Below are 23,241 nucleotides of genomic sequence, written 5' to 3'. Positions count from 1 at the left end.
AAGATAATCTTTTCAGGCCTTGCCGGCACCCGTCTGCGCCCTAGAGTTGAGCCGTCGAACAAATTCGCGTGACATCGCGTGATGATGGTTCAACGTTCGGTGAGCTTCAGTTCAATGCGGCGGTTCTTGTTGCGCGCCTCGTCGGTATCGGCGGGGTCCAGCGGCTGGAACTCGCCAAAGCCGGCGGCGACCAGCCGGTTGGCCGGCACGCCGTTCTCGATCAGGAACTTGACCACCGAAGTCGAACGCGCCGTCGACAGCTCCCAATTGTCGCGGTAGCGGCCGGTGCCGGAGAGCGGCTTGTTGTCGGTGTGGCCATCGACACGCAGCACCCAGTTGATCTCCGGCGGAATCTCCTTCTGCAACTCGATGATGGCGTCGGCGAGCTTCTTCATCTCGACCTTGCCGGCATCGTTGATGACCTCGGAGCCGGTCGGGAACAGCACTTCCGACTGGAAGACAAAACGGTCGCCGACAATGCGGATGTTCTCGCGGTCGGCGAGGATCTCGCGCAGACGTCCGAAGAAGTCGGAGCGGTAGCGGTTCAATTCCTGCACGCGCTGCGCCAGGGCGACGTTGAGGCGGCGGCCGAGATCGGCGATCTTGGTGTTGGAATCGCGGTCGCGGGCCTCCGAAACGTTGAGCGCGTCCTCGAGTGCTCCGATCTGCTTGCGAAGTGCGGCGATCTGCTGGTTGAGGATCTCGACCTGGCTCAGTGCCTGCTGGCTGATCTGGCGCTGGCTGTCGAGTTCGCCGCCCAGTTCCGCGGCACGCTGGTTGGCCGCGTCGCCGGCGCCGGCTCCTTGCGCCAGCAATTGTTCGAGCCGGCTCTTTTCCGCCTCCGCCGCCGACAGCGACGCCTGCAGGTTGGCGAGCGAATCCTCCTTGTCCTGCGCCGTCGAGCGCTCCAGGGCCAGAAGCTGGGTCAGTTCGTTGATCTGCGAGTTGAGGCGATTGAGCACCGTGTCCTTGCCGGAGATTTCACGGCCGAGCAGGAACTGCGCCAACACGAAAACGGTGAGCAGGAACATGATGGCGAGCAGCAGCGTCGACAAAGCGTCGACAAAGCCCGGCCAGTAGTCGATGCGGCGATCGGTACGCCGGCCCCTGGCAAGCGCCATGTCAGTGCACCCCGGGCTTCTTCAGGGCGTCGGCGATCTTTTCCAGCGTGTTGCGCATCGCCTTCTGTTCATCGGACTGGGCCTCGACCCAGTCGCGCATGATCTGCTGCTCGGAGCGCATGTTCTTGACCAGGCCGGAAATGCCGTCGGCGAGATTGGCCATGGCGGTGGCGACACGAGGATTGGAGCCGCCGCCATTCTCCTGCATGCTGCGCAGCCGCTCCGACAACAGTCGGATTTCGTCCGACGGTTCGGACTTGGCCGGATCGGAGACGACGATGTCGGAAGAGAGATCAGTGACCGAGGACAGCCAGTTTTCAAGCTCGGTGTAGAAGCGCGTCTGGGCGCGGCCCGCCTGCAAATCGAGGAAGCCAAGCACCAGCGAGCCGGACAGGCCGAACAGCGAGGATGAGAAGGCCGTGCCCATGCCGGCCAGCGGTGCCGACAGGCCCTGCTTCAGGGAATCGAGCACCGCGGCGGCATCACCCGTGCCGGGGTCGAGCGATTCGATGGTCTCGCGGATCGAGCCGATCGTGTTCAACAAGCCCCAGAAGGTGCCGAGCAGGCCGAGGAACACCAGAAGGCCGACCAGGTAGCGCGAGGTGTCGCGGCTTTCGTCGAGGCGCGTGGCGATGGAATCCAGCATTGTGCGCATCGAAGAGGTCGAGAAGGCCATGGTCGAGGAACGGCCGATCATGGCTTTCATCGGCGCCAGCAGCACCGGTTCGATGGTTTCCGAGCCGGCGCGGAAGGAGTTGACCCAGCGCACCTCGCGAAACAGCCTTCCGACCTGGGCGAAGGCGAGCAGGATGCCGACCACCAGCACGCCGATGATCAGGCCGTTGAGGCCGGGATTGGTGACGAAAGCCGTCGAGATCTGGCGGGTCAGGATGGCGGCAATGAAGGCGACGATGGCCAGGAAGATGACCATGGTCAGCAGGAACACCTGCGGACTCGACAGTTTATGCGGATCGTAGATCAGTACGTCGGAGCGCCTGCCCATGCCGAAGGATCTGAGAAAAGCCATCCGTGCCCCGTTTCCGATGCTCTATTTGCCTTTACGCAATTCCGAACGGGAAACCGCTCACACTTTCCCTGGAATTGGTCCAGCGCCGCCGATCACGTAGTTGGCGACTCTAAACGGAATTGTGACCAAATTGAATGGCGCTTGGCAATATTGCCGCGAGGGGATCAGAAGCGGTTAATCACCAGGCAGTCGACCATGGCCGCCAGATGCAGGCCCGCTCCAGTGACCACGAAGCCGTGCCACAGCGCGTTGTGGAAACGCAGCCCCTTCCAGGCGAAGAAGATGACGCCGCAGGAATAGACGACGCCACCGGCGACGATGAGCACGATCGAGGTCGTCGGCAGTGTCGCGACGAGCGGCTTGACCAGGATAATGCCGCTCCAGCCGATGGCGAGATAGAAGACGATCGCCAGCCGGTCGAAACGGCCGGGAAAGAAGACCTTGATGGCGATGCCTGTCGCCGCCGCGATCCAGACCAGCGCGATCATCCAGTGGGCCAGCGGTGAGCCGTCGAGCTGGGCCAGAAAAGGCGTGTAGGTGGCGGCGATGAGAAGATAGATCGCGGCGTGATCGAAGCGTCGCAAAACCCATTTGGCCGGTGACGATACCGGCCACAAATTGTAGGCCAGCGAGACCGAGAGCACGGTGAGCAGCGAAACGACATAGAAGGCGGCGGCAACGTACTCGCCGGGTCCGACCCGAAACGCCGCCAGCGCCAGCAGCGCCGAACCGGCCGCGATCGCCAGCACGATGCCGACAGCATGGACAATGCCGTCGGCGATCATCTCCGCGCGGGAGTAGTGCCAGCGCCCGACAAAGGGGATTTCGAGTTGCGGCGGTGTGTCTGCCATCGATCGTCCTGCGTCACCCCATATCTGGGCAACCGCCGGACAGTATTTCAAGCTTAGATGGCGGTTTTGCGACTGCGGCCGTTCAGCGCGGCGGAAGGCCTTACCGGGGTGCGAGGGGCTTCTTCACCGTCTTCAGCAGCGCGCGCTGGATGACCTCGTTGCCGGCGACGACGGAGCCGTTGTCCAGCATGTCCTGCCCGCCATCCATGTCCGAGACGAAACCGCCGGCTTCGCGGATCAGCAGCAGGCCGGCGGCGATGTCCCAGGCCGACAGGCCGATTTCCCAGAAACCGTCCATGCGGCCGGCGGCGACATAGGCAAGGTCGAGCGAGGCCGAGCCAAGGCGCCTGATGCCGGAAACCTCGGCCATGACATGGCGCAACTCGATCAGGAAATTACCGTGCTGGCCGCGCCCCAGATGCGGTACGCCGCAACCGATGACGGCGTCGACGAGCTTGGTGCGGCCGGCGACGCGCAGGCGGCGGTCGTTCAGGAAGGCGCCACCGCCGCGCTCGGTCGTATAGAGCTCGTCCATGGCCGGATTGTAGATCACGCCGGCAACGATCTGGCCCTGACGCTCCAGCGCGATCGAGACGGCGAAAAGCGGAATGCCGTGCAGGAAATTGGTGGTGCCGTCGAGCGGATCGATGATCCAGCGGTGCTGGCTGTCGTCGCCGGCGACCGCGCCGCGCTCTTCCATCAGGAAGCCGTAGCCCGGGCGCGCCTTCGACAATTCGGCGAAGACGATGTCCTCGGCCTTGCGGTCGGCCTGGCTGACATAGTCGCCCGGACCCTTCATCGAGACCTGCAGGTTCTGGACTTCGCCGAAGTCGCGCGACAGCGAGCGGCCGGCCTTCATTGCGGCCTGGACCATGACGTTGAGAAGGGCTGAGCGTGCCATATCGTTGAAACTCCAAAAGCCTGGGGCGGATCAACTCAAATTGGATCGCGACCCCGCTTCATCTGCTTGTCTTTGCACGCATGATCTTGTCCGAAAAGTTTGCAACTTTTCGGGATCATGCTCTAGTCGGCGCGGCGCACGTACGTGATTTCGTTGGTGTCGACGATGATGCGTTCGCCGGCGCCGATGAAGGGCGGCACCAGCACGCGAATGCCGTTCTCCAGCACCGCCGGCTTGTACGAGGATGCCGCCGTCTGGCCCTTCACCACCGGATCGGCCTCGGTGATGGTCAAGGTCACATAGTCGGGTAGCGAGATGCCGATCGGCCTCTCCTCATAGAGCTGGACCGTCACCATCATGCCGTCCTGCAGGAACGCGGCGCGGTCGCCGACGAAATCCTTGTTCAGTTCGAGCTGTTCGTAGCTCTGGGTGTCCATGAACACCAGCGCGTCGTCCTGCTCATAGAGGAAGGAAAAATCCTTCAGGTCGAGGCGGATCTGTTCGACCGTCTCGGCCGAGCGGAAGCGCTCGTTGAGCTTTGTGCCGTTGATCAGGTTCTTCAGTTCGACCTGGTTGTAGGCGCCGCCTTTGCCGGGCTTGACGGTGTTGGTCCTGACCGCCACCCACAGGCCGCCATCGTGCTCGATGACGTAGCCGGGACGGATTTCGTTGCCATTGATCTTGGCCATGATGATGGGATCCGGAATGAGATTTTCGCCGGGACAAGCGATTTAGGGGCTCCCAAGACCACAAATCGTCCGGAGAGGCAAGGGAGCGATCAGCAATGGGCCGGCGCCGGGCGATTGCACGAGCGCCATCACGGCAGGCGGTTTGCCTTCTGCAGGGCCTGCTTGGTCTGGTCGTCGCTCAGCCCTTGCAGGAAGTCGTCCATGTCGGGGTCGATGAGACCGGCGCGGCGGGCGACGATGTACCAGGCGCCGGCGAGCACGAGGTCCGGGTCGGTGCCGATGCCTTGCATATAGAGTTTCGCCAAGCGGTTCTGGGCGGCGACATTGCCGCCCTCGGCGGCCTGCTTCGTCCAGCCGAAAGCCGATTTCAGGTCACGGGCGCCGCCGCGCCCCTCGATCATCCAGGCGGCGAGATCGATCTGCGCGGTGTCATAGTTCTGCCGTGCGGCCTGCGCCAGGAAGCGCCTTGCCTGCGCATCGTCGCGCGGCTTGCCGCCGACGCCATTGGCATAGATCTGGGACATGGCGTACTGCGCGTCGGGGAGGCCGGTCGCGGCGGCGCGCTCATAATAGGAGACCGCTTTGGCCAGGCCGGCGTCACCGGGATCCTGCTGGACCAGCATCTGCGCGAAATTGAACTGCGCCAGCTGGTTGCCGGCTTCAGCCGCGGCCTGCATCAAGGCATAGGCCTCTTTCGTGTCCTTCTTGACGTAGCGGCCGTCAAGTAGCATCAGCGCGTACTGGAACTGTGATTCCGGCACGCCCTGTTCGGCGGCGGCGGCGTACCATTTGGCGGCCTCGGCTGTATTGAGGGGTACGCCCAGCCCGCGCGACAGGATCTCGGCCACCAATGTCTGCGCCGCCGGGTCGCCATTTTTCGCGCGGACCAGCGCAAGGTTGTAGGCCGTCTTGTAGAGCCCGCGCTGGAAGGCGCCGTAGGCCGCGTCCGCCGGCTTGGCCCCGAAGCGGTCGGGATTGATGCTGTCGGCCGAGGGCAGTGGCGCCGGCTCCGCCGTGGTGGCGGGTTGCGGCAGCTGCTTTTCGATCGGCTTGTCGGTGTGCACGCCGACTTCGGGCTTGGGCTGCGGCAAGGGAATCGTTTCGGCGGCGGCGGCCTGGATCATGACCGCTGCAAGCAAGGCCTGAAGGGGAAGCCTCACCGGAGCCACATCAGTCCTCGAAGCGCGGCGCGGTTTCGTCGAGCAGCGCATTGGCCCGGCCTATTGCCGCTTGCGGATCGACGCCATCGGCGAACACCGCGCTCGACAGCGCGACGAACTCGGCACCGGTGGCGGCCACTTCCACGACGGAAGCCAGATCGGATCCGGCCATGACGATGCAGGGGATCTGGATCATTTGCGCCCACCACTCGCCCAGTGACAGATTGCGCGGATGCGGCTCCGGCTTGTTGTCGTAGCCGAAGCGGCCGAAGAAGATGTAGTCCGGCCTGACCTCACCGAGTTCGAGTGCGTCGTCCCGCTTCTTGGCGCCCCCGGCGCCGACCATCATCTTCGCCTGGAAATGTTCGATCGTTTCGGCGAGTTCGGCCTTGGACGCCTCGACATGGATGCCGTCGGCCTGGACACGGCCCGCGATGCGGGTGTCGCCGGCGATGATCACGGCCACGCCCGCGGCCTGGGCCGTCGGCACGATCTGTTCGGCAAAAGCCTGGAAGGAGGCCTCGTCCATGCCGTTCTCGGGCAGGATCAGCGAGGCGACGTCGCCGCCGTCGAATGCGTTGGCGATGCGGGCGGCCGGCACGCCGGGCGGCGCGATCAACACGATGCGGCAACGATTTGGGGGTGTGGCGTCGTTCATGGTTCTTCGATCCCGGGTTTCGCCTATGCCGGGCGAAGATGGTTGGATTGCGGCATAGAGCAAACTGCCCGCTTTGAACAGGCGGGCAGCCGGGATGGCGATTTTTGCCGGCGGGCTGCCGGCGGGCGGATCCTACTCGATCGGCTGGGGGCTCGTGACGGACGGTTTCGGCTTCCACAAGGACCAGCCGAGATTCATGCCGGCCGCGGCGATCAGGATGGCGGCGGCGCCGACGACCTGGCTCAGATGCAGCCGGTGGCCGAAGGCCACGACATCGACCAGGATGGCGACGACCGGATAGATGAAGGACAGCGATCCCTGCAGATGCGTCGGCAGCTTCTGGATGGCACCATACATCAGGATGTACATCAGGCCGGTGTGGACGATGCCGAGCGTCGCCAGCATGGCCCAGCTCCACGGGTCGGCGGGAAGATGCGAAAGATCAGCGAAGGGGGCCAGCATGACGACGCCGACGCAGACCTGGATCAGCGCGATCAGATGCGGCGGCGTGCCCTTGAGCTTCTTGGTGACGATGGCCGCGACGGCCCAGAAGAAGGCCGCGGCCAGCGCCATCAGGATGCCGGCAAAATAGTTGGTGCCGACATCGCCGGCGTCTGGGGCGGCCTCGACGATCAGCACCATGCCGGCGAAGGCTATTGCCAGCCAGGTCAGCTTGGTCAGTGTCAGCCGTTCGGCGAAGAAGAGCGCGCCGAACCCGACCAGCATGAAGGGCTGGGTGTTGTAGACGGCGGTGGCGATCGAGATCGACGCGCGCGAGAAGGCGCTGAACAGAAGCAGCCAGTTGATGACGATGGCCGCGCCGCCAAGCGCGGCCAGGCCGATGACGCGCAGGGGCAGCTTGTCGCGCAGCAAGCCGAGCGATGTGCAGATGACAAGCAGTGTCGCCGCGCCGAACGCGCAGCGCCAGAATACGACATCCATGATCGGCTGGCCGGACATGATGACGAACCATCCGATCGTGCCCAGGATCGCCATTGCGGCCGACATCTCGACCGTGCCGCGTACCGTATCGTTCATGATGAGCCTCTAACCCGTTGAGGCGTCATATTCTCATGCGAGGTGTCGGCTTTCCATCTTGCGGAAAAGGTCATATTCAAGGATAGCCTAATTATATTAGGCTACTGCTGCGAATCTGTGAGAAATCTGAAATGCTTGATGATCTCGACCGAAATCTCCTCGAAATCCTGGTGAGGGATGCACGGACCTCGCTGAAGGAGCTGGCCGCCCAGGTCGGGCTGTCGTCGCCGAGCGTTTCGGAGCGGCTACGGCGGCTCGAGGAGCGCGGTGTCATCCGGGCGTTCACCGTCGAGATCGATCCCCTGGCGCTCGGCTATACGCTGCAGGCGATCGTGCGCATCAAGCCGTTGCCGGGCAAGCTGCACATCGTCCAGAAGCTGATCGAAGAGATTGCCGAGTTCGCGGAATGCGACAAGGTGACGGGCGACGACTGTTTCGTCGCCCGTCTGTTCGTGCGCTCGATCGGCGACCTCGACGGCATTCTCGACCGCATTGCCGACAAGGCCGAGACCAGCACCGCCATCATCAAGGCGCAGCCGATCCGGCGGCGGCCGCCACCGCTCGGGGCGCCGGCCTGATCGTCTTGACTCCGCAAGGGCTGGGGTGGAAATGCGCGGCCTGTCCACCGAATGTCGGTCTCCCGCCAGAGGATTGGCTGAGAGACGAGGAAGAAAACATGGCGCAAAATATCTACGACCAGCCGGAGTTCTTCGCGGGCTACAGCCAGCTTGGCCGGTCGATCGAAGGCCTGGACGGTGCCGCCGAATGGCCGGCGCTGCGCGCGATGCTGCCCGATGTCGGCGGCCTGCGGATCGTCGACCTCGGCTGCGGTTTCGGCTGGTTCTGCCGCTGGGCGCATGACAATGGAGCGAGCCACGTCCTTGGGCTGGACCTGTCGGAGAAGATGCTGGCCCGGGCAAGAGCCGCCGGCCCGGACACCGGCATCACCTATGGGCGGGCCGACCTCGACCATCTCAGCCTGCCGGCGGGCGGATTCGATCTCGCCTACAGCTCGCTTGCCCTGCACTATGTCGAGGATGTCGCGCGCCTGTTCAGGACGGTGCATCAGGCCCTGTCGCCCGGCGGGCATTTCGTCTTCTCCACCGAACATCCGATCTACATGTCCCCGACCAGGCCGGGCTGGGTGGTCGATGCCGAAGGCCGCCGGACATGGCCTGTCGATCGCTATCTGGTGGAAGGTCCGCGCAAAACAGACTGGCTGGCCAAGGGCGTGGTGAAACACCACCGCACCATCGGCACGACGCTCAACGCGCTGATCAAGTCCGGCTTCACGATCGGGCATGTCGAGGAATTCCGTCCCACGGATGCGCAGGTCGCGGCCAAGCCCGAACTGGCTGAAGAACTCGAGCGGCCGATGTTCCTGCTGGTCTCGGCGCGTCGATAGGATAGTCGAGACGACAAGGGCGTCATTGGCCAGACGCGCCCTGCCTGGATTTGCTGTCGCTCCGCTCAGAATTCTGGGCTATTCAGGCGGTGACGCACTTTCCCTCCAGACCAGTCCCTCCCATGTCAGGCCTGCTTCTCGATCCGTGGTTCTACGCGGCCGCCGTTCCGGCGGTCATTCTGGTCGGCCTGTCCAAGGGCGGTTTCGGCGGCGCTGTCGGTTTCGTCGGCGTGCCGCTGATGGCGCTGACCATACCGCCTGTGCAGGCGGCCGCCATCCTGCTGCCGATCCTGTGCCTGATGGACATCGTCTCGGTGTGGACATGGTGGGGCGTTTACGACCGCAAGATGCTGGTCGACATGATGCCGGGCGCCGTCATCGGCATCGGCCTCGGCTGGCTGACGGCGGCACTTGTCACCGAGGAGGCGGTGCGGCTCATCGTCGGCGCCGTCGCCATCATCTTCGTGCTGCGCTGGCTTTACCTGCAGTTCCGCCACGGCTCCGACCACGCCGCCGAACCCAACCGCGTGGCCGCCGCCATCTGGGGCACGGTCGCCGGTTTCACCAGCTTCGTCGCCCATGTCGGTGGCCCGCCTTTCCAGGTTTATGCGCTGCCGATCCGCCTCGACCCCAAGGTGCTGTCGGGCACGGCCGCGATCTTCTTTGCCGCGACCAATGCGTTGAAGCTCATCCCCTATTTCGCGCTCGGCCAGTTCGACACCGCCAATCTGACGGCATCCGCCGTGCTGATGCCGCTCGCGCCACTGTCGACCATCGCCGGCGCCTGGCTGGTGCGGCGCATGCGGCCGGAGGTCTTTTATCCCTTCACCTACGCGACCGTGGCCGTCGTGGCGGTCAAGCTGCTGTGGGACGGCCTTGCCGGCCTGATGTAGCGGGCGAGGCGGCTGCCCAGCCGCTCACCGTCAGAGGGATCAGGCGGCGCTGGGCACGAGGCGACGGTTGCCGCCAAGGGCCAGCGTGGCGCCCACCGCGATGACCAGCGCCATGCCGGCGAGGATGCCGATGTCATGCGTGGTCGGCTTGAGCACCATGTCGGCCACGATCACCAGCATCACCGCATAGTCGAAGCGCGCCGCGCTCATCATGCGCTGACCAATGGCAAGCACAGCCGGCGTGACGCCCTCCTTGGCGATCATCGCGCCCATGCGCTCGCCGGTTGGCTTGAAGATGAACATGCCGATCGAGAAGGTCGTGGCGTAGCCGACCAGGCCGATGACGATCCACAGGTCGGAGAAGCCGACCCAGAAGCCGCACATGATGAGGCCGAAGATCAGGGTGAGCATCGACATCGGCGCGAAGAAACACCCGCCCAACTGCCCGCTGGCGCGCATCGCCTGAAGCTTGTCCGCGATGTTGCCGGCGCGCTCGGCAAGCACGCCGAGCAGGAACAGCACGAAGCCGCCTCCGACCCACAAAATGGCCGAGACGATGTGGAGAAATTTGACGATCGAATACCAATCCATCGGTAGCTCCTGGGTATTTCTGGTGGTTTTGCGGCGGAGCGGAGATGCGCCAGCCGTCAGAGGAGCGGGCGTTTAGCGTGGCGCCTGTTTCGGAACGATGTCGCGAAAAAACAGCCTTTGTTTCGGCGGTTTTCGGCTTGCGCCGGTTCTCAACATCTACCGATGCGCGGCTGCATTTTCTGCTATCGTGAGAAGTGCGGGAAGGGGGCGGCGCGACATCGTCCAGAAACATTTGCCGATGCTAGTGCGCCGAGCCGGAAGCCCGGTGGCGACAGAAATCGCCTGACGATCAACCCATTCCCGAAAACGGGAAAAGGCAATTCGAGGGGACAAGCATGCAAGGGGTAGCACGGAATTTCTTTACGCTGGCCGTCATCTATTCGCTGTTCGGCATGGCGCTCGGCATTCACATGGCCATCAGCGAAGACCACGGCCAGATGCCGACCCATGCCCATACGATGGTGGCCGGCTGGCTGATGTCGGCGGTCTTTGCCTTCTTCTATCATCTGTTTCCGGCTGTCGGGCAAAAGATGATCGCCGTCGTTCACTTCTGGCTGACGGCAATCAGCGGGATCGGGCTCATGATCGGCCTCTACATCCTGCTTGCCGGCAATCCGGCAATCGAACCGCTGCTGGGGATCGCTTCGATCGGCTTCTATGCAGGCATGCTTCTGTTTGCCTTCATCTCCTTGCCGGTGGTCTGGAAGAAGGCCTGAGCAGAGCGGGAAACTGACTTCCGGCCTGTGCTGTTACGGCACAGGAATGGGGTGTTCGATCAAAAAACTTCGGTGCCATTAAAGGTTCATTAAGCTTTACAGGCGTTTACTATGTGCATCCAGTGATCTGGATTCTTACCGAGTGGTTGGAGCCACTTTGTTTGACGCCTCCCTGTTAAACTCCTGAGAGCCGCCTTATCCGCGGCTCTTTTTTTGTCCGCATTCCGGCGGCACCCCGCGCGGCGGATGGCTGTTAACCTTCTGTTAAACATGTGCTTGCCTTCACTCCCGCCGAAGCGCATTTTCAAGCTTCAGTTATATAGGGTGCCGGGTGTATCGGCAGTGAACCGAATCGGCCGGTCGCAAGTGCAGGGGCGTATCAATGAACGAGCCTTCGAAGGGCAGTGCGAAAACCGTGAAGCTGGCGGAACGCCGGGTTTTTTCGCACTCCTTCAAACCGCTTTACCAGGAAGGCATGGGGCTGGTCGAACAGGCGGCGGAATATCTCGATGGCAAGGGCCGCGCCGAGGCCAAGAAACTGTCTCGGCTGGCGGCCACGCTCTACGCGGCCGAATCGATGCGGCTGACCACCAGGCTGATGCAGGTTGCGTCCTGGCTGCTTTTGCAGCGCGCGGCCAATTCCGGCGAAATGACCCGCGACCAGGTCGCGTCGGAAAAGTCCAAGGTGCGCCTCGATACCGCTTCCGCGCATGACGAAGCCGCCGGCTGGGCCGAACTGCCCGAGGATTTCCTCGACCTCGTCAACCGCTCGCTTCGCCTGCAGGCACTGGTGCGCCGCATGGATGACGAAATCTACGGCGACGGCGCCGTGGTCGACATGCAGCCGTTGAGCCGCCGACCCAATCCGGTTTCGGATCAGATCAGCCTGCTCAATACGGCGTTCGCCCGCAACTAGGCGACTTCGGAAATTTCCGGCTCGACAGGTCACTGTTTCCGGTTTGTTCACATTTCGCTGGCATCGCTGTCCGCCCAGGGGGTAAAGTTACCGTATGGGGGACGCGATTCGCATCATTGGCATCGATCCGGGGCTCAGGCGCACCGGCTGGGGCATCGTCGAGAGCCTCGGCAATTCGTTGCGCTTCGTCGCCTCGGGCACCGTGCGCTCCGAGGACAAGGCGGCGCTGGCGACGCGGCTCTGCCAATTGCATGACGGGCTCGCCGAAGTCCTGCATGCGGCAATGCCGCATGAGGCGGCCGTCGAACAGACCTTCGTCAACAAGGATGCCGTGGCGACGCTGAAGCTCGGCCAGGCGCGCGGCATCGCCATGCTGGTGCCGGCACGGGCCGGCCTCGTCGTCGCCGAATACGCGCCCAATGCTGTCAAGAAGGCGGTGATCGGTGTCGGCCATGGCGACAAGAAGCAGATCCACATGATGGTGAAGGTGCTGCTGCCGAAGGCGACCTTCGATACCGAACATGCCGCCGACGCGCTGGCCATCGCGATTTGCCACGCACATCACCGGCAGAGCGCCGCCTATCGGATGGCGCTTGCGTCATGAGAGGCTGTTGGAAATGATCGGCAAGCTCAAGGGCACGCTGGACGAGATCGATGAGGATCATTGCATCGTCGATGTGCATGGCGTCGGCTACGTCGCCTATTGCTCGGCGCGCACGCTGGCCGCGCTGCCTTCGCCCGGCGAGGCGGTGGTGCTGTTCATCGAGACCTATGTGCGCGAGGACATGATCCGGCTTTACGGCTTCCAGTCGGCGCTGGAGCGCGAATGGTTCCGGCTTTTGATGAGCAATGTGCAGGGCGTAGGAGCCAAGGTGGCGCTGGCCATCCTGTCGACATTGGCGCCGGCCGACCTCGCCAATGCGATCGCGCTGCGCGACATCGCCATGGTTTCCCGCGCCCCAGGCGTCGGCAAGAAGGTGGCCGAGCGCATCGTCACCGAATTGAAGAACAAGGCGCCGGCCTATGCGGGTTCGGCTTCCGGGACGATCGGCCTGAAGCAGGAGCTCGGCGAAGGTGTGGCAGCCGCGCCGATCACCGACGCGGTTTCGGCACTGGTCAATCTCGGCTACTCGCGCGACACCGCTGCCAATGCGGTTGCCGCGGCGCTGAAGACGGCGGGCGAGGACGCAGACGCCTCGAAGCTGATCCGCTTTGGGCTGAAGGAACTGGCGCGGTGAGGGCTCGCTTGTCCGGTCCTCTGCCTTATGCGAGGAAGGCAGCATGAGCCTGTCGCCTCGTCTCATTGCTCCGGAAAAACGCGGCGAGGATGCCGACCAGACCTTGCGGCCGCAAACGCTTGCCGACTTTGTCGGCCAGGCGGCGGTGCGGGCCAATCTCAAGGTCTTCATCGAGGCCGCCAAGGGCCGCAACGAGGCGCTTGACCATGTGTTGTTCGTCGGGCCGCCGGGGCTGGGCAAGACGACGCTGGCACAGATCATGGCGCGCGAACTCGGCGTCAATTTCCGCTCGACCTCCGGTCCGGTCATCGCCAAGGCCGGCGATCTTGCCGCGCTGCTTACCAATCTCGAGGAAGGCGACGTGCTGTTCATCGACGAGATCCACCGGCTGAACCCGGCGGTGGAGGAAATCCTCTATCCGGCGATGGAGGATTTCCAGCTCGACCTGATCATCGGCGAGGGCCCGGCGGCGCGTTCGGTCAAGATCGACCTTGCCCGTTTCACCCTGGTCGCCGCCACCACCCGGCTTGGCCTGCTCACCAATCCGCTGCGCGACCGGTTCGGCATTCCGGTGCGGCTCAACTTCTACACGGTCGAAGAGCTGGAGCAGATCGTGCGGCGCGGCGCCCGCATCCTGCAGATGCCGCTCGGCGACGATGGCGCGCTTGAGATCGCGCGGCGTGCGCGCGGCACGCCCCGCATCGCCGGCCGGCTGTTGCGCCGCGTGCGCGATTTCGCCTCGGTCGCCGGTGATGGTCACGTCGATCGCCTGATCGCCGACGAGGCGCTGACACGGCTGGAAGTCGACGCGCTCGGCCTCGACGCGCTCGACCGCCGCTACCTCTCCATGATCGCACGCAATTTCGGCGGCGGGCCGGTCGGCATCGAGACGATCGCGGCCGGCCTGTCGGAGCCGCGCGACGCCATCGAGGACATCATCGAGCCCTATCTGATCCAGCAGGGCTTCATCCAGCGCACGCCGCGCGGCCGCATGCTGACGGCCAATGCCTGGCGCCATCTCGGCCTCGACGCGCCGAAGGACCTGGCGCAGCAGCAGATCAACCTGTTCCAGGAAGAATAGGGACGCAGGTGATCGGGCGCTGGTTACCGGACCAGTGATCAAGCATGCGTGAATGCGCAAAATCTGCTCGCCTTTGCCGATTTGCCGGCGCAATCGTGGATTTTATCGGCACTGTCTCGCGGCATGCCGCCGCGATCCATGTGCCGGAGCCACGGAATGATAAGCAGACGCGGGTTCCTGCGCTTCATCGGCGGGTCTTTCCTGACGGCTGTCGCGCTTGGTGCCTATGCGGTCGGCATCGAGCCGATGCTGCTGGCGCATGTGAAGCGCTACGCGCTGACGCCGCCGCACTGGCCTGATGGCCTGAAGCTGCGGGTCGTGGCATTTGCAGACATCCATGCCTGCCGGCCATGGATGACGCAGGAACGAATTGCCTCGCTCGTCGACGATGCGAACGCTTTGCAGCCCGACCTGATCGTGCTGCTTGGCGACTATATTGCGGGCATGCCGCTGGTGACGGGGCCGGTTACGCCGTCGCAATGGGCATCCGCGCTGTCGGGCCTCAAGGCGCCGCTCGGGGTGCTGTCGATCCTTGGCAATCACGATTGGTGGAGCGATGGCTTCGCACAGCGCGCCGGAGCCGGGCCGATCATAGCACGCAAGGCCCTGGAGAAGGTCGGCATCCCGGTGCTGGAGAATGATGCCGTGCGCCTGGAGAAGGATGGCCATGGCGTCTGGATCGCCGGCCTGGCCGACCAGCTGGCGCTGTTGCCGGCCAGGAGGGGTGACCCGTGCAAGGGGCTCGACGATCTCGACGGCACGCTGGCCAAGGTCGGTGACAGCGCGCCGATCATCCTGCTCGCCCATGAGCCTGATATTTTTCCGACCGTGCCATGGCGCGTTTCGCTGACCCTTTCGGGCCATACCCATGGCGGGCAGGTGCGGCTGTTCGGCTATTCACCCGTCGTGCCCTCGCGCTTCGGCAATCGCTATGCCTATGGCCACGTCGTCGAGAACGACCGCAATCTGATCGTCTCGGGCGGGCTCGGCTTCAGCATCCTGCCGGTGCGTTTCGGCATGAGGCCGGAAATCCTGCAGATCGACCTCGGTTGATTTGAATACAGCTCTTTGTTTTGACGCAATTCCCAAGGGAAACCGTTTCACACCTTTAGTGAAGCGACCGGATCACATCCATCACGTCCGGCTCGGCCTTGTCGCCGTTGAAGGCGTCGACGATGCCGAAGGCGCCGCCATAACTCCACACCGACCATGAGAAGCCATGCGCCTCGGCGCGCGCGATCATGTCCTTGACATAGGCGGCGCGGTATTCGGCCGGCATCACATAGGCATTGCCGTATTCCTGGCGGATCATGCCGAACTCGCCCATCGTGATGTTTTCCGGCTTGATGCCGTTGGCCTTGGCCCACGCCTCGACCTTGTTGAAGGGCGCGTCCATCAGGCCAAGCAGCTTAGCGGGACTGTCCATGCTGGCGACCTGCTCGTCGAGATAGGCAAGCAGGCCGCTTTGCCGTGTCCACGGCGCCTCGGCCTTGATCCGGGCGCGGATCGTGTCCAGCGTAACGTCGAGCTGCGCCTTGGGCACTGACGTCAGCGGATAGGGCAGGCCGGTCACATAGGGGATGAAGTCGCCGGCCCAGGTCGCGCCCTGGTGGGTGAGCAGGAATGGATCATAGGAATGGAAGGTCCAGATGACGTTGTCGTCGGGAATCGCCTTCGGATCGATCTTCTCCAGGGACGAGGCGGCGGAATAGCAAGAGCCGGTCAGCACCAGGGTCAGCTTCGTCGCCGACGATCGCGCCGCGGCGAACAGTTTCTGTTGGCGGTCCGGCCACAGGCTGGTGCCGTCGCTGTCGCAATCGACGATCGGTTCGTTCATCAGCTCGAAGGCAACCTTTTCAGGATCCTCCCCGGCCAAGGTGCGGCCCATCTTGCGTATCATATCGACGTAGCGGTCGAAGGTCCGCGGATCGTCCATCACCTCGGCCATGCCTATCTTGCGGCTGCCGCCGGCCGGGATCAGGTGCATGTCGACGATCACCTTGAGGCCGGCTCGATTGATCATGCGCACCGAGTCCAGCACGCTGGCATAGAGGTCGTCGCGCAGCGCCGTTGTCTGGTCGGACAGGAAAGGCGACGGGTCGACCGGCATGCGCAGGAAATCGAAGCCCGCCTCCTTGAGCGCCTTGAGATCGTCCTCCTGAAGGAATTTGCGCCATTCCGGATAGGGCAGTATGGCCTTGGCCTCGCTCCACTGGTCCTCGCCCGGCCAGGCGACCCACTGGTCGAGATTAATGCCGCGCTTCATCGAGAAGGTCGCGGCCTGGCCGGGCACCGCCAAGGCCGCCAGCACCAGCAGCGCCGCCATCAAACTCTTGATCATCGCCGTCAACAGTGCCATCCGATGTCAGATCAGGATGACGTTTGGTTGAACCGTCTTCCTGTTCCATTTCTTTCTGGAGCATGGTCTCTGGACAAACGGAAACCGTTTGTCCGAGGTCACGCGCGAAACTGGTGCCTCGCCGCGACTGAAAAAGGAAGCGCAATGGGCGATCATGGTGAATCGGCGACGCTGCTGGCCGGCCTTTCCGGCGCGCTGACGGCGTTTGGCCACCGGCTGATGGCGCGGGTCTATTATGCCGACACCGATTTCTCGGGCGTCGTCTATCACGCGCGCTATCTCGAATTCCTCGAGCGCGGCCGCTCCGACTATCTCAGGCTCACCGGCGTGCATCACACGGAACTCGCCGACGGCAAGCATGGCGAGAAGATCGTCTGGGTGGTGCGTCGCATGGAGATCGACTTCCGCATCCCCGCCCGCATCGACGACATCCTGACCGTCGACACTCGCACCGACACCATTTCCGGCGCGCGCATCTTCATGGCGCAGCAGCTCAAGCGCGGCGACGAGGTGCTGGTCGAAGCCAAGGTCGAGGCAGCGATCATCGGCGAGAATGGCCGGCCGCGGCGCTTTCCCAAGGAATGGGTAGCGGCCTTCATGCCCAGGTCCCCTGCTTCGGCTGATTGAATAGTATGACAGTGTCACACATTGTGCTACAAGGGTAACACAAGGAAGACATTCGCCATGAGAACCAGCAAACCCATAAGCGTGACGCTCGGACGCCAGCAGAGCAGCCTCGACGCCCGCCTGGCGTCGGGAGCGTACGATTCTGCGAGCGAAGTCATGCGTGCCGCGCTTCGCGCCCTTGACCGCGAGGAGCAGGTCATCACCGCCATCATGCGAGCCAAGGTGCAGGAAGCTCTCGACGATCCGCGCCCGGATATCCCCGCCGAGGATGTGTTCAAGGCATTGCGCGAGCACCATGCAGACCGCATGAAGGTTGCCAAGCGTGACGCATAGGGTCGTTTTCAGACCCTCGGCGCGCTCCGACCTCTTTGCCATTTACAACTACATCGAAAAGGAAAGCGGTGCCGCGCGTGCCGGTGGCTATATCGACCGCATCGAGGCGGCGTGCATGGCGCTGTCCACGTTCCCGGAACGTGGCATCGTTCGCGACGCCATCGGACCCGGAATCCGCGTCGTCGGCTTTGAAAGGCGCGCGTCGATCCTGTTCCGGGTTCACGAAGAGCAGGTTCTCATCCTGCGTGTCCTCTATGGCGGGCAGGATTATCCCACCCACGTGGACGAAACGGACTCCTAGCCTGTGGAAGTGCGTCGGCTGCGCCGCTGGGCGCGGCAATGCGCCGCGCCTTATTCACTAACCCATCCTTAACCATAACGGTTCATGAAGAGATTGGTGAAGATTGGCGCAATCCGGCGCCTTCCTTTCACCAATATTTGCCCTGAAAAGGCCGACAACGGCACGGTTTGGGGTGTCCGGTAGCTGCGTGCGAACCGACCACAAGGGATGCCATGGGCCAGCCGCCAGCTTCGCCCGGAAAATCTTAAGGACGTAACGATGGAAAATATCGCACTCGCCGATCCGGGCGCGCAATTGTCGATTTGGGCGCTGTTCATGCAGGCCAGCTGGGTGGTCAAGCTGGTCATGATCGGCCTGCTTTGCGCCTCGGTCTGGACCTGGGCGATCATCATCGACAAGCTGGTTGCCTATGGCCGCATGCGGCTGGCGCTGAACCGCTTCGAGCAGGTCTTCTGGTCCGGGCAGTCGCTGGAGGAACTCTACCGCACGCTCGCCGACCGCAAGACGTCAGGCATGGGCGCCATTTTCGTCGCCGCCATGCGCGAGTGGAAGAAGAGCTTCGAGAAGGGCGCCAAGACGCCGCTCGGCCTGCAGACCCGCATCGACAAGGCGATGGACCTGGCACTGACCCGCGAGATGGAGAAGCTGGAGGGCCGCCTCGGCTTCCTCGCCACCACCGGTTCGGCCGCCCCCTTCATCGGCCTGTTCGGTACCGTCATCGGCATCATGACCTCGTTCCAGGCCATTGCCGGCTCCAAGAACACCAGCCTTGCGGTGGTTGCGCCCGGCATCGCCGAGGCGCTGCTGGCGACGGCGATCGGCCTGCTCGCCGCCATCCCGGCGGTCATCGCCTACAACAAGCTGTCATCCGACGCGAGCAAGCTCGCGGTGCGCATGGAAGGGTTCTCCGATGAGTTCTCCGCCATACTCTCGCGCCAAATCGATGAAAAAGTCGCGCCGAAGGCCTGAGGAGTAACTGATGGGTATGTCCGTAGGCATGTCGGGACGCGGCGGGCGCGGCCACAGGCGGCGCGGCCGTCACCATGGGCTGATGTCGGAGATCAACGTCACGCCGATGGTGGACGTCATGCTGGTGCTTCTGATCATCTTCATGGTCGCGGCGCCGATGCTGACGGTCGGCGTGCCGATCGACCTGCCCGACACCCAGGCCAAGGCCATGAATGCCGACACGCAGCCGATCACCGTCTCGATCAATGCCGCCGGCCAGATCTATCTCCAGGAAACCGAGATCCCGATCGAGGAACTGGTGGCCAAGCTGCAGGCGATCTCCAAGACCGGCTACGAGGAACGCATCTTCATCCGTGGCGACAAGGCCACCGACTATGGCACGGCGATGAAGGTGATGGCCCGTATTTCGGCTGCCGGCTACAAGAATATCGGCCTGGTTTCGCTGCAGGAACAGGATCAATAGACGCAAGATGAAGACCGGCCTCACCACATCGGTGATCTTGCATACGGCGGTGCTGGCCTTCGGCCTGTTCACCCTGTCGGCGCCGGCCGCGCTGCCGTCCGCCGATGTCGAGTCGGTCGCGGTCGACATCGTGCCGATGGAAGCCATTGCGCAGACCTTGCAGGGCGACAAGAAGGCCGTGATGCATGAAAAGCCGGCGCCGCTGCCGACGCAGCGTCCGGACATCGTGCCGGCTTCGCAGAAAGTCGGCGAAAACAGCGTCGACACCGACAAGCCGATAACGCCGGAGGCCAAGCCGAAGCCCGTCGACACGACCTCGGCTCCGCCGCCCGCGCCGACGCCGAAGGAAATCCCGAAGACCGAGGACGTGCCGAAGCCGCAGGAAAAGCCCAAACCCACTCCGGCGACGGAAGTGGCGCCGGCGCCGCAGCCCAAGGAAGAGGTGAAGCCCGAGCCGGTCAAGCAGACGGAGCCCAAGCCGACGCCGGCCAAGCCGGCACCGACCCCGCCGCCGCAGGACAAGACCGCCGCCATCGACCCGACGCCCGTGGTCAAGCCGGATGCCGTCGCCGAGGCCATAGCCAAGGATCCGCCCACCGAAGAGACGCAATTGCCGAGCTCGGCGCCGGCGCCGGAAGCGCGGCCGAAGCCGCAGCCGGCACCGGCTGAAAGCGCCAAGGCGCCAGATCGCAAGAATGCCGACAAGCCGGTCAAGGAAGCCTCGTCGAAACCGAAATCCGACGACAAGCAGTTCAATGCCAACGAGATCTCCGCCCTGCTCGACAAGCAGAAGCCATCCGGCGGCGGCGCCAAGCGCTCGACGCAGCAGGCCTCGCTCGGCGGCGACAAGGATCAGGGCCAGAAGCTGTCGAAGTCGGAGCAAGGCGCCCTGGAAAGCCAGTTGGGTGGTTGCTGGACATTGCCGGTCGGGCTGGAAGGCTCGGAGAATTTCGTCGTCGTCGTGCGCTTCACCCTGGACAACTCCGGCAAGCTTGACGGTCGCCCATCGGTCGAGAAGTCGAGCGGCAACCGGCAGTTCGATGAAAGCGCGGTTCGCGCGGTTCAGAAATGCGACGTGGCCGGCCTGCAGGTTCCCGCCGGCAAGCAAGACATCTGGAACGACATCCGCGTCACGTTCGATCCAAGGGAGATGCTGGGCCTTTAGGCCCTGACATCCGAAAAAATCAGTATGAGAAGCGAGAAGACATGAAATCAATCCTCAAGCCGCTCCTGATGATAGCAGCCATGGCCATCGGCATGACGGCAGCCGGCACGCTGCCGGCGCTGGCGCTCGTCGAGCTCAACGTCAACAAGGGCAATGTCGAGCCGCTGCCGATCGCGATCACCGATTTCCAGGGCGGCGATGCGCTTGGCGCCCAGATCTCCCAGATCGTTACCGCCGACCTGAAGCGTTCCGGCCTGTTCGCGCCGATCGACAAGAGCGCCTTCATCGAGAAGATCACCAACCCGGATGCCGCCCCCCGCTTCGATGACTGGAAGGTGATCAACGCGCAGGCGCTGGTCACCGGCAGCGTCAGCAAGGAAGCCGACGGCCGTATTCGCGCCCAGTACCGGCTTTGGGACACTTTCGCCGGCCAGCAGATGGCAGGCGAGCAGTTCTTCGCCAATGACGCCAACCAGCGCCGCGTCGCCCACATCATCGCCGACGCCATCTACGAGCGGCTGACCGGCGAGAAGGGCTATTTCGACACGCGTGTGGTGTTCATCGACGAATCCGGCGCCAAGAACGCGCGCAAGAAGCGCCTCGCCATCATGGACCAGGACGGCGCCAATGTCCGCTATCTCTCGGATGGCAAGTCGATCGTGCTGACGCCGCGTTTCTCGCCGAACCGGCAGGAAATCACCTATATGTCCTACGAAAGCGGCCAGCCTCGCGTCTATCTCCTGCAGATAGAGACCGGGCAGCGCGAACTGGTCGGCAATTTCCCCGGCATGACGTTTGCGCCGCGCTTCTCGCCCGACGGCCAGAAGGTGATCATGAGCCTGCTGCGCGACGACGGCAATTCCAACATCTTCGCCATGGACCTGCGCAGCCGCTCGACGACGCGGCTGACCAACTCGACCGCCATCGACACCTCACCCTCCTATTCGCCCGACGGCAGCAAGGTGGTGTTCACCTCCGACCGTGGCGGTCGCGCGCAGATCTATGTGATGGGTGCCGATGGCTCGGGCCAGACCCGCATCTCCTTCGGCGATGGCGTCTACTCGACGCCGGTGTGGTCGCCGCGCGGCGATCTCATCGCCTTCACCAAGCAGACCGGCGGCGAGTTCCAGATCGGTGTCATGAAGACCGATGGTTCGGGCGAGCGCATCCTGTCGTCCGGCTTCCAGCAGGAAGGGCCGACCTGGGCGCCGAATGGCCGCGTCTTGATGTTCTTCCGCGACGCCAATGGCGGACCGAAACTGGTTTCGGTCGATCTTACCGGCCGCAACGAACAGCCTATCCCGACCGCGAACTTCGCGTCCGACCCGGCCTGGTCGCCGCTGCTGGAATAAGAGTCGGCTGAATTGCCACACATGATGGAAAGGGGCCGTTTCGGCCCCTTTTCCATGCATTGGTCGCGTTTTGGCCGCATTTCCGCCTAGGGTCCGCGCCAACTGTGGCCCGGATCAAACAGGTTGCGGACGGGCAGCTAAACCAATTTTTAACCGTGTTTCTTGAATGCCGGTTAACCCAAACGTGGTTACTGGGTGATCAACGAAATCACTCGAATATGATCACTCGCAATACGAAGGAGAGGCGGCATGGGCCGTATCGCAGCACTTACCACAAACCCGGTCATGATCGCGCTGGTGGCGATGCTCGCCATCACCGGTTGCGCCTCCAAGAAGACCCCGAACAACGCTGCTGACCTTGGCCTCAACGGCGCGGGTGCCGCAACACCTGGCTCGGCACAGGACTTTACCGTCAACATCGGTGACCGCATCTTCTTCGATACGGACTCGACCTCGATCCGGGCTGACGCACAGCAGACGCTTGCCCGCCAGGCGCAGTGGCTGAACCAATACAAGCAGTATGCCATCGTCGTCGAAGGTCACGCCGACGAACGCGGCACGCGCGAATACAATCTGGCGCTTGGTGCCCGCCGCGCCGCCGCCGCCCGCGACTTCCTGGTTTCCAAGGGCGTCGCCTCCAGCCGCCTGAAGACCATCTCCTACGGCAAGGAACGTCCGGTCGCGGTCTGCGACGACATCTCCTGCTGGTCGCAGAACCGCCGCGCCGTCACCACGCTCAGCGGCGCTGGTTCCTAAGTCGGATACAGCCGACCGGCGCGTTGCAAGAACGCGCCACAGTCGAGCGACAAAAATACAACACAGCTTTGCGAAAGGCGGCCTTCGGGCCGCCTTTTTCATATCCGGATGCCCGAAACAAAATTTGGCCGAAGTCTCGCGCCCTGCTATGAGCCGAGGGCGCTTGGCTGGTCCCACTCTGGTTGGAAGGCGCGAACAGACTAACGACACACGGCGAGAGGCACATGCATTTGAGATCGGTTCTGAGCGGCACGCTTGCGGCGCTGCTCCTATCAGGCTTCACCGCTCTGGCGAGCGGCGTGGGGGCGAGCAGCACAGGGCAATCAACCGACAGCGGCTTTTCCTTCCATCTGCCCAGCATCGAATTGCCCAAGCTTTTCGGGGAAAAGAAGAAACCGGATCAGGTTCGGATGGCGCAGTCCGATGGCACCGCCGTCACCAGCCTGGAAGACCAACTGCGGCAGATGAACGGCAAGATCGAGGAACTCAATTTCCAGGTCCTGCAGATGCAGGAGCAGATCCGAAAGCAGCAGGAGGACAACGAGTTCCGCTTCCAGCAGCTGGAAGGCGGCTCGCAGGGTGGGCAGACACCGGCGGCACCGAAGAAGAAGTCCGACGCGACCACCGACAC

The 23,241-nt window shown here is 63.5% G+C and carries 27 protein-coding genes and 1 pseudogene; 18 read left to right on the top strand and 10 right to left on the bottom strand.

Going from position 1 to position 23,241, the window contains the following annotated elements; translation table 11 throughout:
- Positions 1 to 89: 89 nt before the first annotated feature.
- From FJ977_RS32745 to FJ977_RS32710, 8 genes are all read right to left on the bottom strand, one after another.
- Positions 90 to 1,121 carry a peptidoglycan -binding protein gene (locus tag FJ977_RS32745; protein WP_140776501.1) on the bottom strand — a complete coding sequence of 344 codons (1,032 nt, stop codon included), beginning with the start codon at positions 1,119 to 1,121 and terminating at the stop codon, positions 90 to 92.
- 1 nt (position 1,122) lies between these two features.
- Positions 1,123 to 2,148, bottom strand: a complete 1,026-nt coding sequence (locus FJ977_RS32740) for a MotA/TolQ/ExbB proton channel family protein (RefSeq protein ID WP_140776499.1) — start codon at positions 2,146 to 2,148, stop codon at positions 1,123 to 1,125.
- 164 nt (positions 2,149 to 2,312) lie between these two features.
- Positions 2,313 to 2,999: a hemolysin III family protein gene (locus tag FJ977_RS32735; protein WP_140776497.1), complete on the bottom strand. Its 687-nt coding sequence runs from the start codon at positions 2,997 to 2,999 to the stop codon at positions 2,313 to 2,315.
- 100 nt (positions 3,000 to 3,099) lie between these two features.
- Positions 3,100 to 3,900 carry an inositol monophosphatase family protein gene (locus tag FJ977_RS32730; RefSeq protein WP_140776495.1) on the bottom strand — a complete coding sequence of 267 codons (801 nt, stop codon included), beginning with the start codon at positions 3,898 to 3,900 and terminating at the stop codon, positions 3,100 to 3,102.
- 122 nt (positions 3,901 to 4,022) lie between these two features.
- Positions 4,023 to 4,589: an elongation factor P gene (gene efp, locus FJ977_RS32725; RefSeq protein WP_019861758.1), complete on the bottom strand. Its 567-nt coding sequence runs from the start codon at positions 4,587 to 4,589 to the stop codon at positions 4,023 to 4,025.
- Between the two features lie 128 nt (positions 4,590 to 4,717).
- Entirely contained in the window at positions 4,718 to 5,758 is a 1,041-nt protein-coding gene (locus tag FJ977_RS32720; protein ID WP_140776493.1) for a tetratricopeptide repeat protein, read from the bottom strand.
- A 1-nt stretch (position 5,759) separates the two neighbouring features.
- On the bottom strand, positions 5,760 to 6,407 hold the full coding sequence (locus FJ977_RS32715; protein ID WP_140776491.1) for a thiamine phosphate synthase: 648 nt from the start codon (positions 6,405 to 6,407) through the stop codon (positions 5,760 to 5,762).
- A 132-nt stretch (positions 6,408 to 6,539) separates the two neighbouring features.
- Complete coding sequence (locus FJ977_RS32710) at positions 6,540 to 7,445, bottom strand: DMT family transporter (protein ID WP_140776489.1); 906 nt, start codon at positions 7,443 to 7,445, stop codon at positions 6,540 to 6,542.
- A 131-nt stretch (positions 7,446 to 7,576) separates the two neighbouring features.
- Here FJ977_RS32710 and FJ977_RS32705 point away from each other — a divergent pair, with 131 nt between their 5' ends.
- From FJ977_RS32705 to FJ977_RS32695, 3 genes are all read left to right on the top strand, one after another.
- Entirely contained in the window at positions 7,577 to 8,023 is a 447-nt protein-coding gene (locus FJ977_RS32705) for an Lrp/AsnC family transcriptional regulator (RefSeq protein ID WP_140776488.1), read from the top strand.
- Positions 8,024 to 8,121: 98 nt separating this feature from the next.
- A complete protein-coding gene (locus FJ977_RS32700; protein ID WP_140776486.1) occupies positions 8,122 to 8,850 on the top strand; it encodes a class I SAM-dependent methyltransferase in 729 nt (242 codons plus the stop codon).
- Positions 8,851 to 8,972: 122 nt separating this feature from the next.
- Positions 8,973 to 9,743 (top strand): sulfite exporter TauE/SafE family protein, encoded by a 771-nt coding sequence (locus FJ977_RS32695; protein ID WP_140776484.1) that lies wholly within the window; start codon positions 8,973 to 8,975, stop codon positions 9,741 to 9,743.
- A gap of 39 nt (positions 9,744 to 9,782) precedes the next feature.
- On the opposite strand, the gene FJ977_RS32690 is transcribed toward FJ977_RS32695, so the two are convergent.
- Positions 9,783 to 10,334, bottom strand: coding sequence for a DUF2269 family protein (locus tag FJ977_RS32690; RefSeq protein WP_140776482.1), 552 nt, complete (start codon positions 10,332 to 10,334; stop codon positions 9,783 to 9,785).
- Between the two features lie 335 nt (positions 10,335 to 10,669).
- Between FJ977_RS32690 and FJ977_RS32685 the strand changes: the two genes are divergently transcribed.
- From FJ977_RS32685 to FJ977_RS32660, 6 genes are all read left to right on the top strand, one after another.
- The gene (locus FJ977_RS32685; RefSeq protein WP_140776480.1) at positions 10,670 to 11,050 is read left to right on the top strand and encodes a hypothetical protein; all 381 of its coding nucleotides are present in this window, start codon (positions 10,670 to 10,672) and stop codon (positions 11,048 to 11,050) included.
- A 382-nt stretch (positions 11,051 to 11,432) separates the two neighbouring features.
- On the top strand, positions 11,433 to 11,966 hold the full coding sequence (locus FJ977_RS32680; protein WP_140776478.1) for a DUF1465 family protein: 534 nt from the start codon (positions 11,433 to 11,435) through the stop codon (positions 11,964 to 11,966).
- Between the two features lie 94 nt (positions 11,967 to 12,060).
- Positions 12,061 to 12,570 (top strand): crossover junction endodeoxyribonuclease RuvC, encoded by a 510-nt coding sequence (ruvC, locus tag FJ977_RS32675; RefSeq protein WP_056575418.1) that lies wholly within the window; start codon positions 12,061 to 12,063, stop codon positions 12,568 to 12,570.
- A 13-nt stretch (positions 12,571 to 12,583) separates the two neighbouring features.
- On the top strand, positions 12,584 to 13,204 hold the full coding sequence (gene ruvA / locus FJ977_RS32670; RefSeq protein ID WP_140776711.1) for a Holliday junction branch migration protein RuvA: 621 nt from the start codon (positions 12,584 to 12,586) through the stop codon (positions 13,202 to 13,204).
- 43 nt (positions 13,205 to 13,247) lie between these two features.
- Positions 13,248 to 14,285 (top strand): Holliday junction branch migration DNA helicase RuvB, encoded by a 1,038-nt coding sequence (gene ruvB, locus FJ977_RS32665; protein WP_010912034.1) that lies wholly within the window; start codon positions 13,248 to 13,250, stop codon positions 14,283 to 14,285.
- 156 nt (positions 14,286 to 14,441) lie between these two features.
- Entirely contained in the window at positions 14,442 to 15,338 is an 897-nt protein-coding gene (locus FJ977_RS32660) for a metallophosphoesterase (protein WP_140776476.1), read from the top strand.
- Positions 15,339 to 15,393: 55 nt separating this feature from the next.
- Here FJ977_RS32660 and FJ977_RS32655 read toward each other — a convergent pair whose 3' ends face one another.
- Positions 15,394 to 16,644, bottom strand: coding sequence for a cellulase family glycosylhydrolase (locus FJ977_RS32655; protein WP_140776474.1), 1,251 nt, complete (start codon positions 16,642 to 16,644; stop codon positions 15,394 to 15,396).
- Positions 16,645 to 16,788: 144 nt separating this feature from the next.
- Here FJ977_RS32655 and ybgC point away from each other — a divergent pair, with 144 nt between their 5' ends.
- The 9 genes and pseudogenes from ybgC to FJ977_RS32610 all read left to right on the top strand — a co-directional run.
- Positions 16,789 to 17,271: a tol-pal system-associated acyl-CoA thioesterase gene (ybgC, locus tag FJ977_RS32650; RefSeq protein WP_140776472.1), complete on the top strand. Its 483-nt coding sequence runs from the start codon at positions 16,789 to 16,791 to the stop codon at positions 17,269 to 17,271.
- Positions 17,272 to 17,328: 57 nt separating this feature from the next.
- Positions 17,329 to 17,604 carry a type II toxin-antitoxin system ParD family antitoxin gene (locus FJ977_RS32645; RefSeq protein WP_140776470.1) on the top strand — a complete coding sequence of 92 codons (276 nt, stop codon included), beginning with the start codon at positions 17,329 to 17,331 and terminating at the stop codon, positions 17,602 to 17,604.
- A complete protein-coding gene (locus FJ977_RS32640) occupies positions 17,594 to 17,905 on the top strand; it encodes a type II toxin-antitoxin system RelE/ParE family toxin (RefSeq protein ID WP_140776468.1) in 312 nt (103 codons plus the stop codon). The genes FJ977_RS32645 and FJ977_RS32640 overlap by 11 nt, the downstream gene beginning before the upstream one ends.
- Positions 17,906 to 18,163: 258 nt before the next feature.
- Positions 18,164 to 18,874 carry a protein TolQ gene (tolQ, locus tag FJ977_RS32635; RefSeq protein ID WP_010912029.1) on the top strand — a complete coding sequence of 237 codons (711 nt, stop codon included), beginning with the start codon at positions 18,164 to 18,166 and terminating at the stop codon, positions 18,872 to 18,874.
- Positions 18,875 to 18,884: 10 nt separating this feature from the next.
- On the top strand, positions 18,885 to 19,337 hold the full coding sequence (gene tolR / locus FJ977_RS32630) for a protein TolR (protein WP_140776466.1): 453 nt from the start codon (positions 18,885 to 18,887) through the stop codon (positions 19,335 to 19,337).
- A gap of 7 nt (positions 19,338 to 19,344) precedes the next feature.
- On the top strand, positions 19,345 to 20,502 hold the full coding sequence (locus FJ977_RS32625) for an energy transducer TonB (protein ID WP_140776464.1): 1,158 nt from the start codon (positions 19,345 to 19,347) through the stop codon (positions 20,500 to 20,502).
- A 41-nt stretch (positions 20,503 to 20,543) separates the two neighbouring features.
- Positions 20,544 to 21,854 (top strand): Tol-Pal system beta propeller repeat protein TolB, encoded by a 1,311-nt coding sequence (tolB, locus tag FJ977_RS32620; protein WP_140776462.1) that lies wholly within the window; start codon positions 20,544 to 20,546, stop codon positions 21,852 to 21,854.
- Between the two features lie 249 nt (positions 21,855 to 22,103).
- Positions 22,104 to 22,610, top strand: a complete 507-nt coding sequence (pal, locus tag FJ977_RS32615; protein ID WP_140776460.1) for a peptidoglycan-associated lipoprotein Pal — start codon at positions 22,104 to 22,106, stop codon at positions 22,608 to 22,610.
- A gap of 224 nt (positions 22,611 to 22,834) precedes the next feature.
- Positions 22,835 to 23,241, top strand: a pseudogene (locus FJ977_RS32610) (tol-pal system protein YbgF); the annotation flags it as partial.

The organism is Mesorhizobium sp. B2-1-3A (genome assembly GCF_006442655.1).
Classification (GTDB): domain Bacteria; phylum Pseudomonadota; class Alphaproteobacteria; order Rhizobiales; family Rhizobiaceae; genus Mesorhizobium.
The sequence above is the reverse complement of the archived record's forward strand: the minus strand, read 5'-3'. Positions and strand labels throughout refer to the sequence as shown.

Bases quoted from the DNA above. Each gene is read 5' to 3' on its own strand.
- FJ977_RS32715 (WP_140776491.1), bottom strand. From the start codon at position 6,407: ATGAACGACGCCACACCCCCAAATCGTTGCCGCATCGTGTTGATCGCG.
- FJ977_RS32700 (WP_140776486.1), top strand. From the start codon at position 8,122: ATGGCGCAAAATATCTACGACCAGCCGGAGTTCTTCGCGGGCTACAGC.
- pal (WP_140776460.1), top strand. From the start codon at position 22,104: ATGGGCCGTATCGCAGCACTTACCACAAACCCGGTCATGATCGCGCTG.
- ruvC (WP_056575418.1), top strand. From the start codon at position 12,061: ATGGGGGACGCGATTCGCATCATTGGCATCGATCCGGGGCTCAGGCGC.
- tolQ (WP_010912029.1), top strand. From the start codon at position 18,164: ATGGAAAATATCGCACTCGCCGATCCGGGCGCGCAATTGTCGATTTGG.
- FJ977_RS32705 (WP_140776488.1), top strand. From the start codon at position 7,577: ATGCTTGATGATCTCGACCGAAATCTCCTCGAAATCCTGGTGAGGGAT.
- FJ977_RS32745 (WP_140776501.1), bottom strand. From the start codon at position 1,121: ATGGCGCTTGCCAGGGGCCGGCGTACCGATCGCCGCATCGACTACTGG.
- FJ977_RS32685 (WP_140776480.1), top strand. From the start codon at position 10,670: ATGCAAGGGGTAGCACGGAATTTCTTTACGCTGGCCGTCATCTATTCG.
- FJ977_RS32710 (WP_140776489.1), bottom strand. From the start codon at position 7,445: ATGAACGATACGGTACGCGGCACGGTCGAGATGTCGGCCGCAATGGCG.
- ruvA (WP_140776711.1), top strand. From the start codon at position 12,584: ATGATCGGCAAGCTCAAGGGCACGCTGGACGAGATCGATGAGGATCAT.
- FJ977_RS32730 (WP_140776495.1), bottom strand. From the start codon at position 3,900: ATGGCACGCTCAGCCCTTCTCAACGTCATGGTCCAGGCCGCAATGAAG.
- ruvB (WP_010912034.1), top strand. From the start codon at position 13,248: ATGAGCCTGTCGCCTCGTCTCATTGCTCCGGAAAAACGCGGCGAGGAT.
- efp (WP_019861758.1), bottom strand. From the start codon at position 4,589: ATGGCCAAGATCAATGGCAACGAAATCCGTCCCGGCTACGTCATCGAG.
- FJ977_RS32680 (WP_140776478.1), top strand. From the start codon at position 11,433: ATGAACGAGCCTTCGAAGGGCAGTGCGAAAACCGTGAAGCTGGCGGAA.
- FJ977_RS32690 (WP_140776482.1), bottom strand. From the start codon at position 10,334: ATGGATTGGTATTCGATCGTCAAATTTCTCCACATCGTCTCGGCCATT.
- tolR (WP_140776466.1), top strand. From the start codon at position 18,885: ATGGGTATGTCCGTAGGCATGTCGGGACGCGGCGGGCGCGGCCACAGG.
- ybgC (WP_140776472.1), top strand. From the start codon at position 16,789: ATGGGCGATCATGGTGAATCGGCGACGCTGCTGGCCGGCCTTTCCGGC.
- FJ977_RS32645 (WP_140776470.1), top strand. From the start codon at position 17,329: ATGAGAACCAGCAAACCCATAAGCGTGACGCTCGGACGCCAGCAGAGC.
- FJ977_RS32735 (WP_140776497.1), bottom strand. From the start codon at position 2,999: ATGGCAGACACACCGCCGCAACTCGAAATCCCCTTTGTCGGGCGCTGG.
- FJ977_RS32655 (WP_140776474.1), bottom strand. From the start codon at position 16,644: ATGGCACTGTTGACGGCGATGATCAAGAGTTTGATGGCGGCGCTGCTG.
- tolB (WP_140776462.1), top strand. From the start codon at position 20,544: ATGAAATCAATCCTCAAGCCGCTCCTGATGATAGCAGCCATGGCCATC.
- FJ977_RS32660 (WP_140776476.1), top strand. From the start codon at position 14,442: ATGATAAGCAGACGCGGGTTCCTGCGCTTCATCGGCGGGTCTTTCCTG.
- FJ977_RS32740 (WP_140776499.1), bottom strand. From the start codon at position 2,148: ATGGCTTTTCTCAGATCCTTCGGCATGGGCAGGCGCTCCGACGTACTG.
- FJ977_RS32695 (WP_140776484.1), top strand. From the start codon at position 8,973: ATGTCAGGCCTGCTTCTCGATCCGTGGTTCTACGCGGCCGCCGTTCCG.
- FJ977_RS32625 (WP_140776464.1), top strand. From the start codon at position 19,345: ATGAAGACCGGCCTCACCACATCGGTGATCTTGCATACGGCGGTGCTG.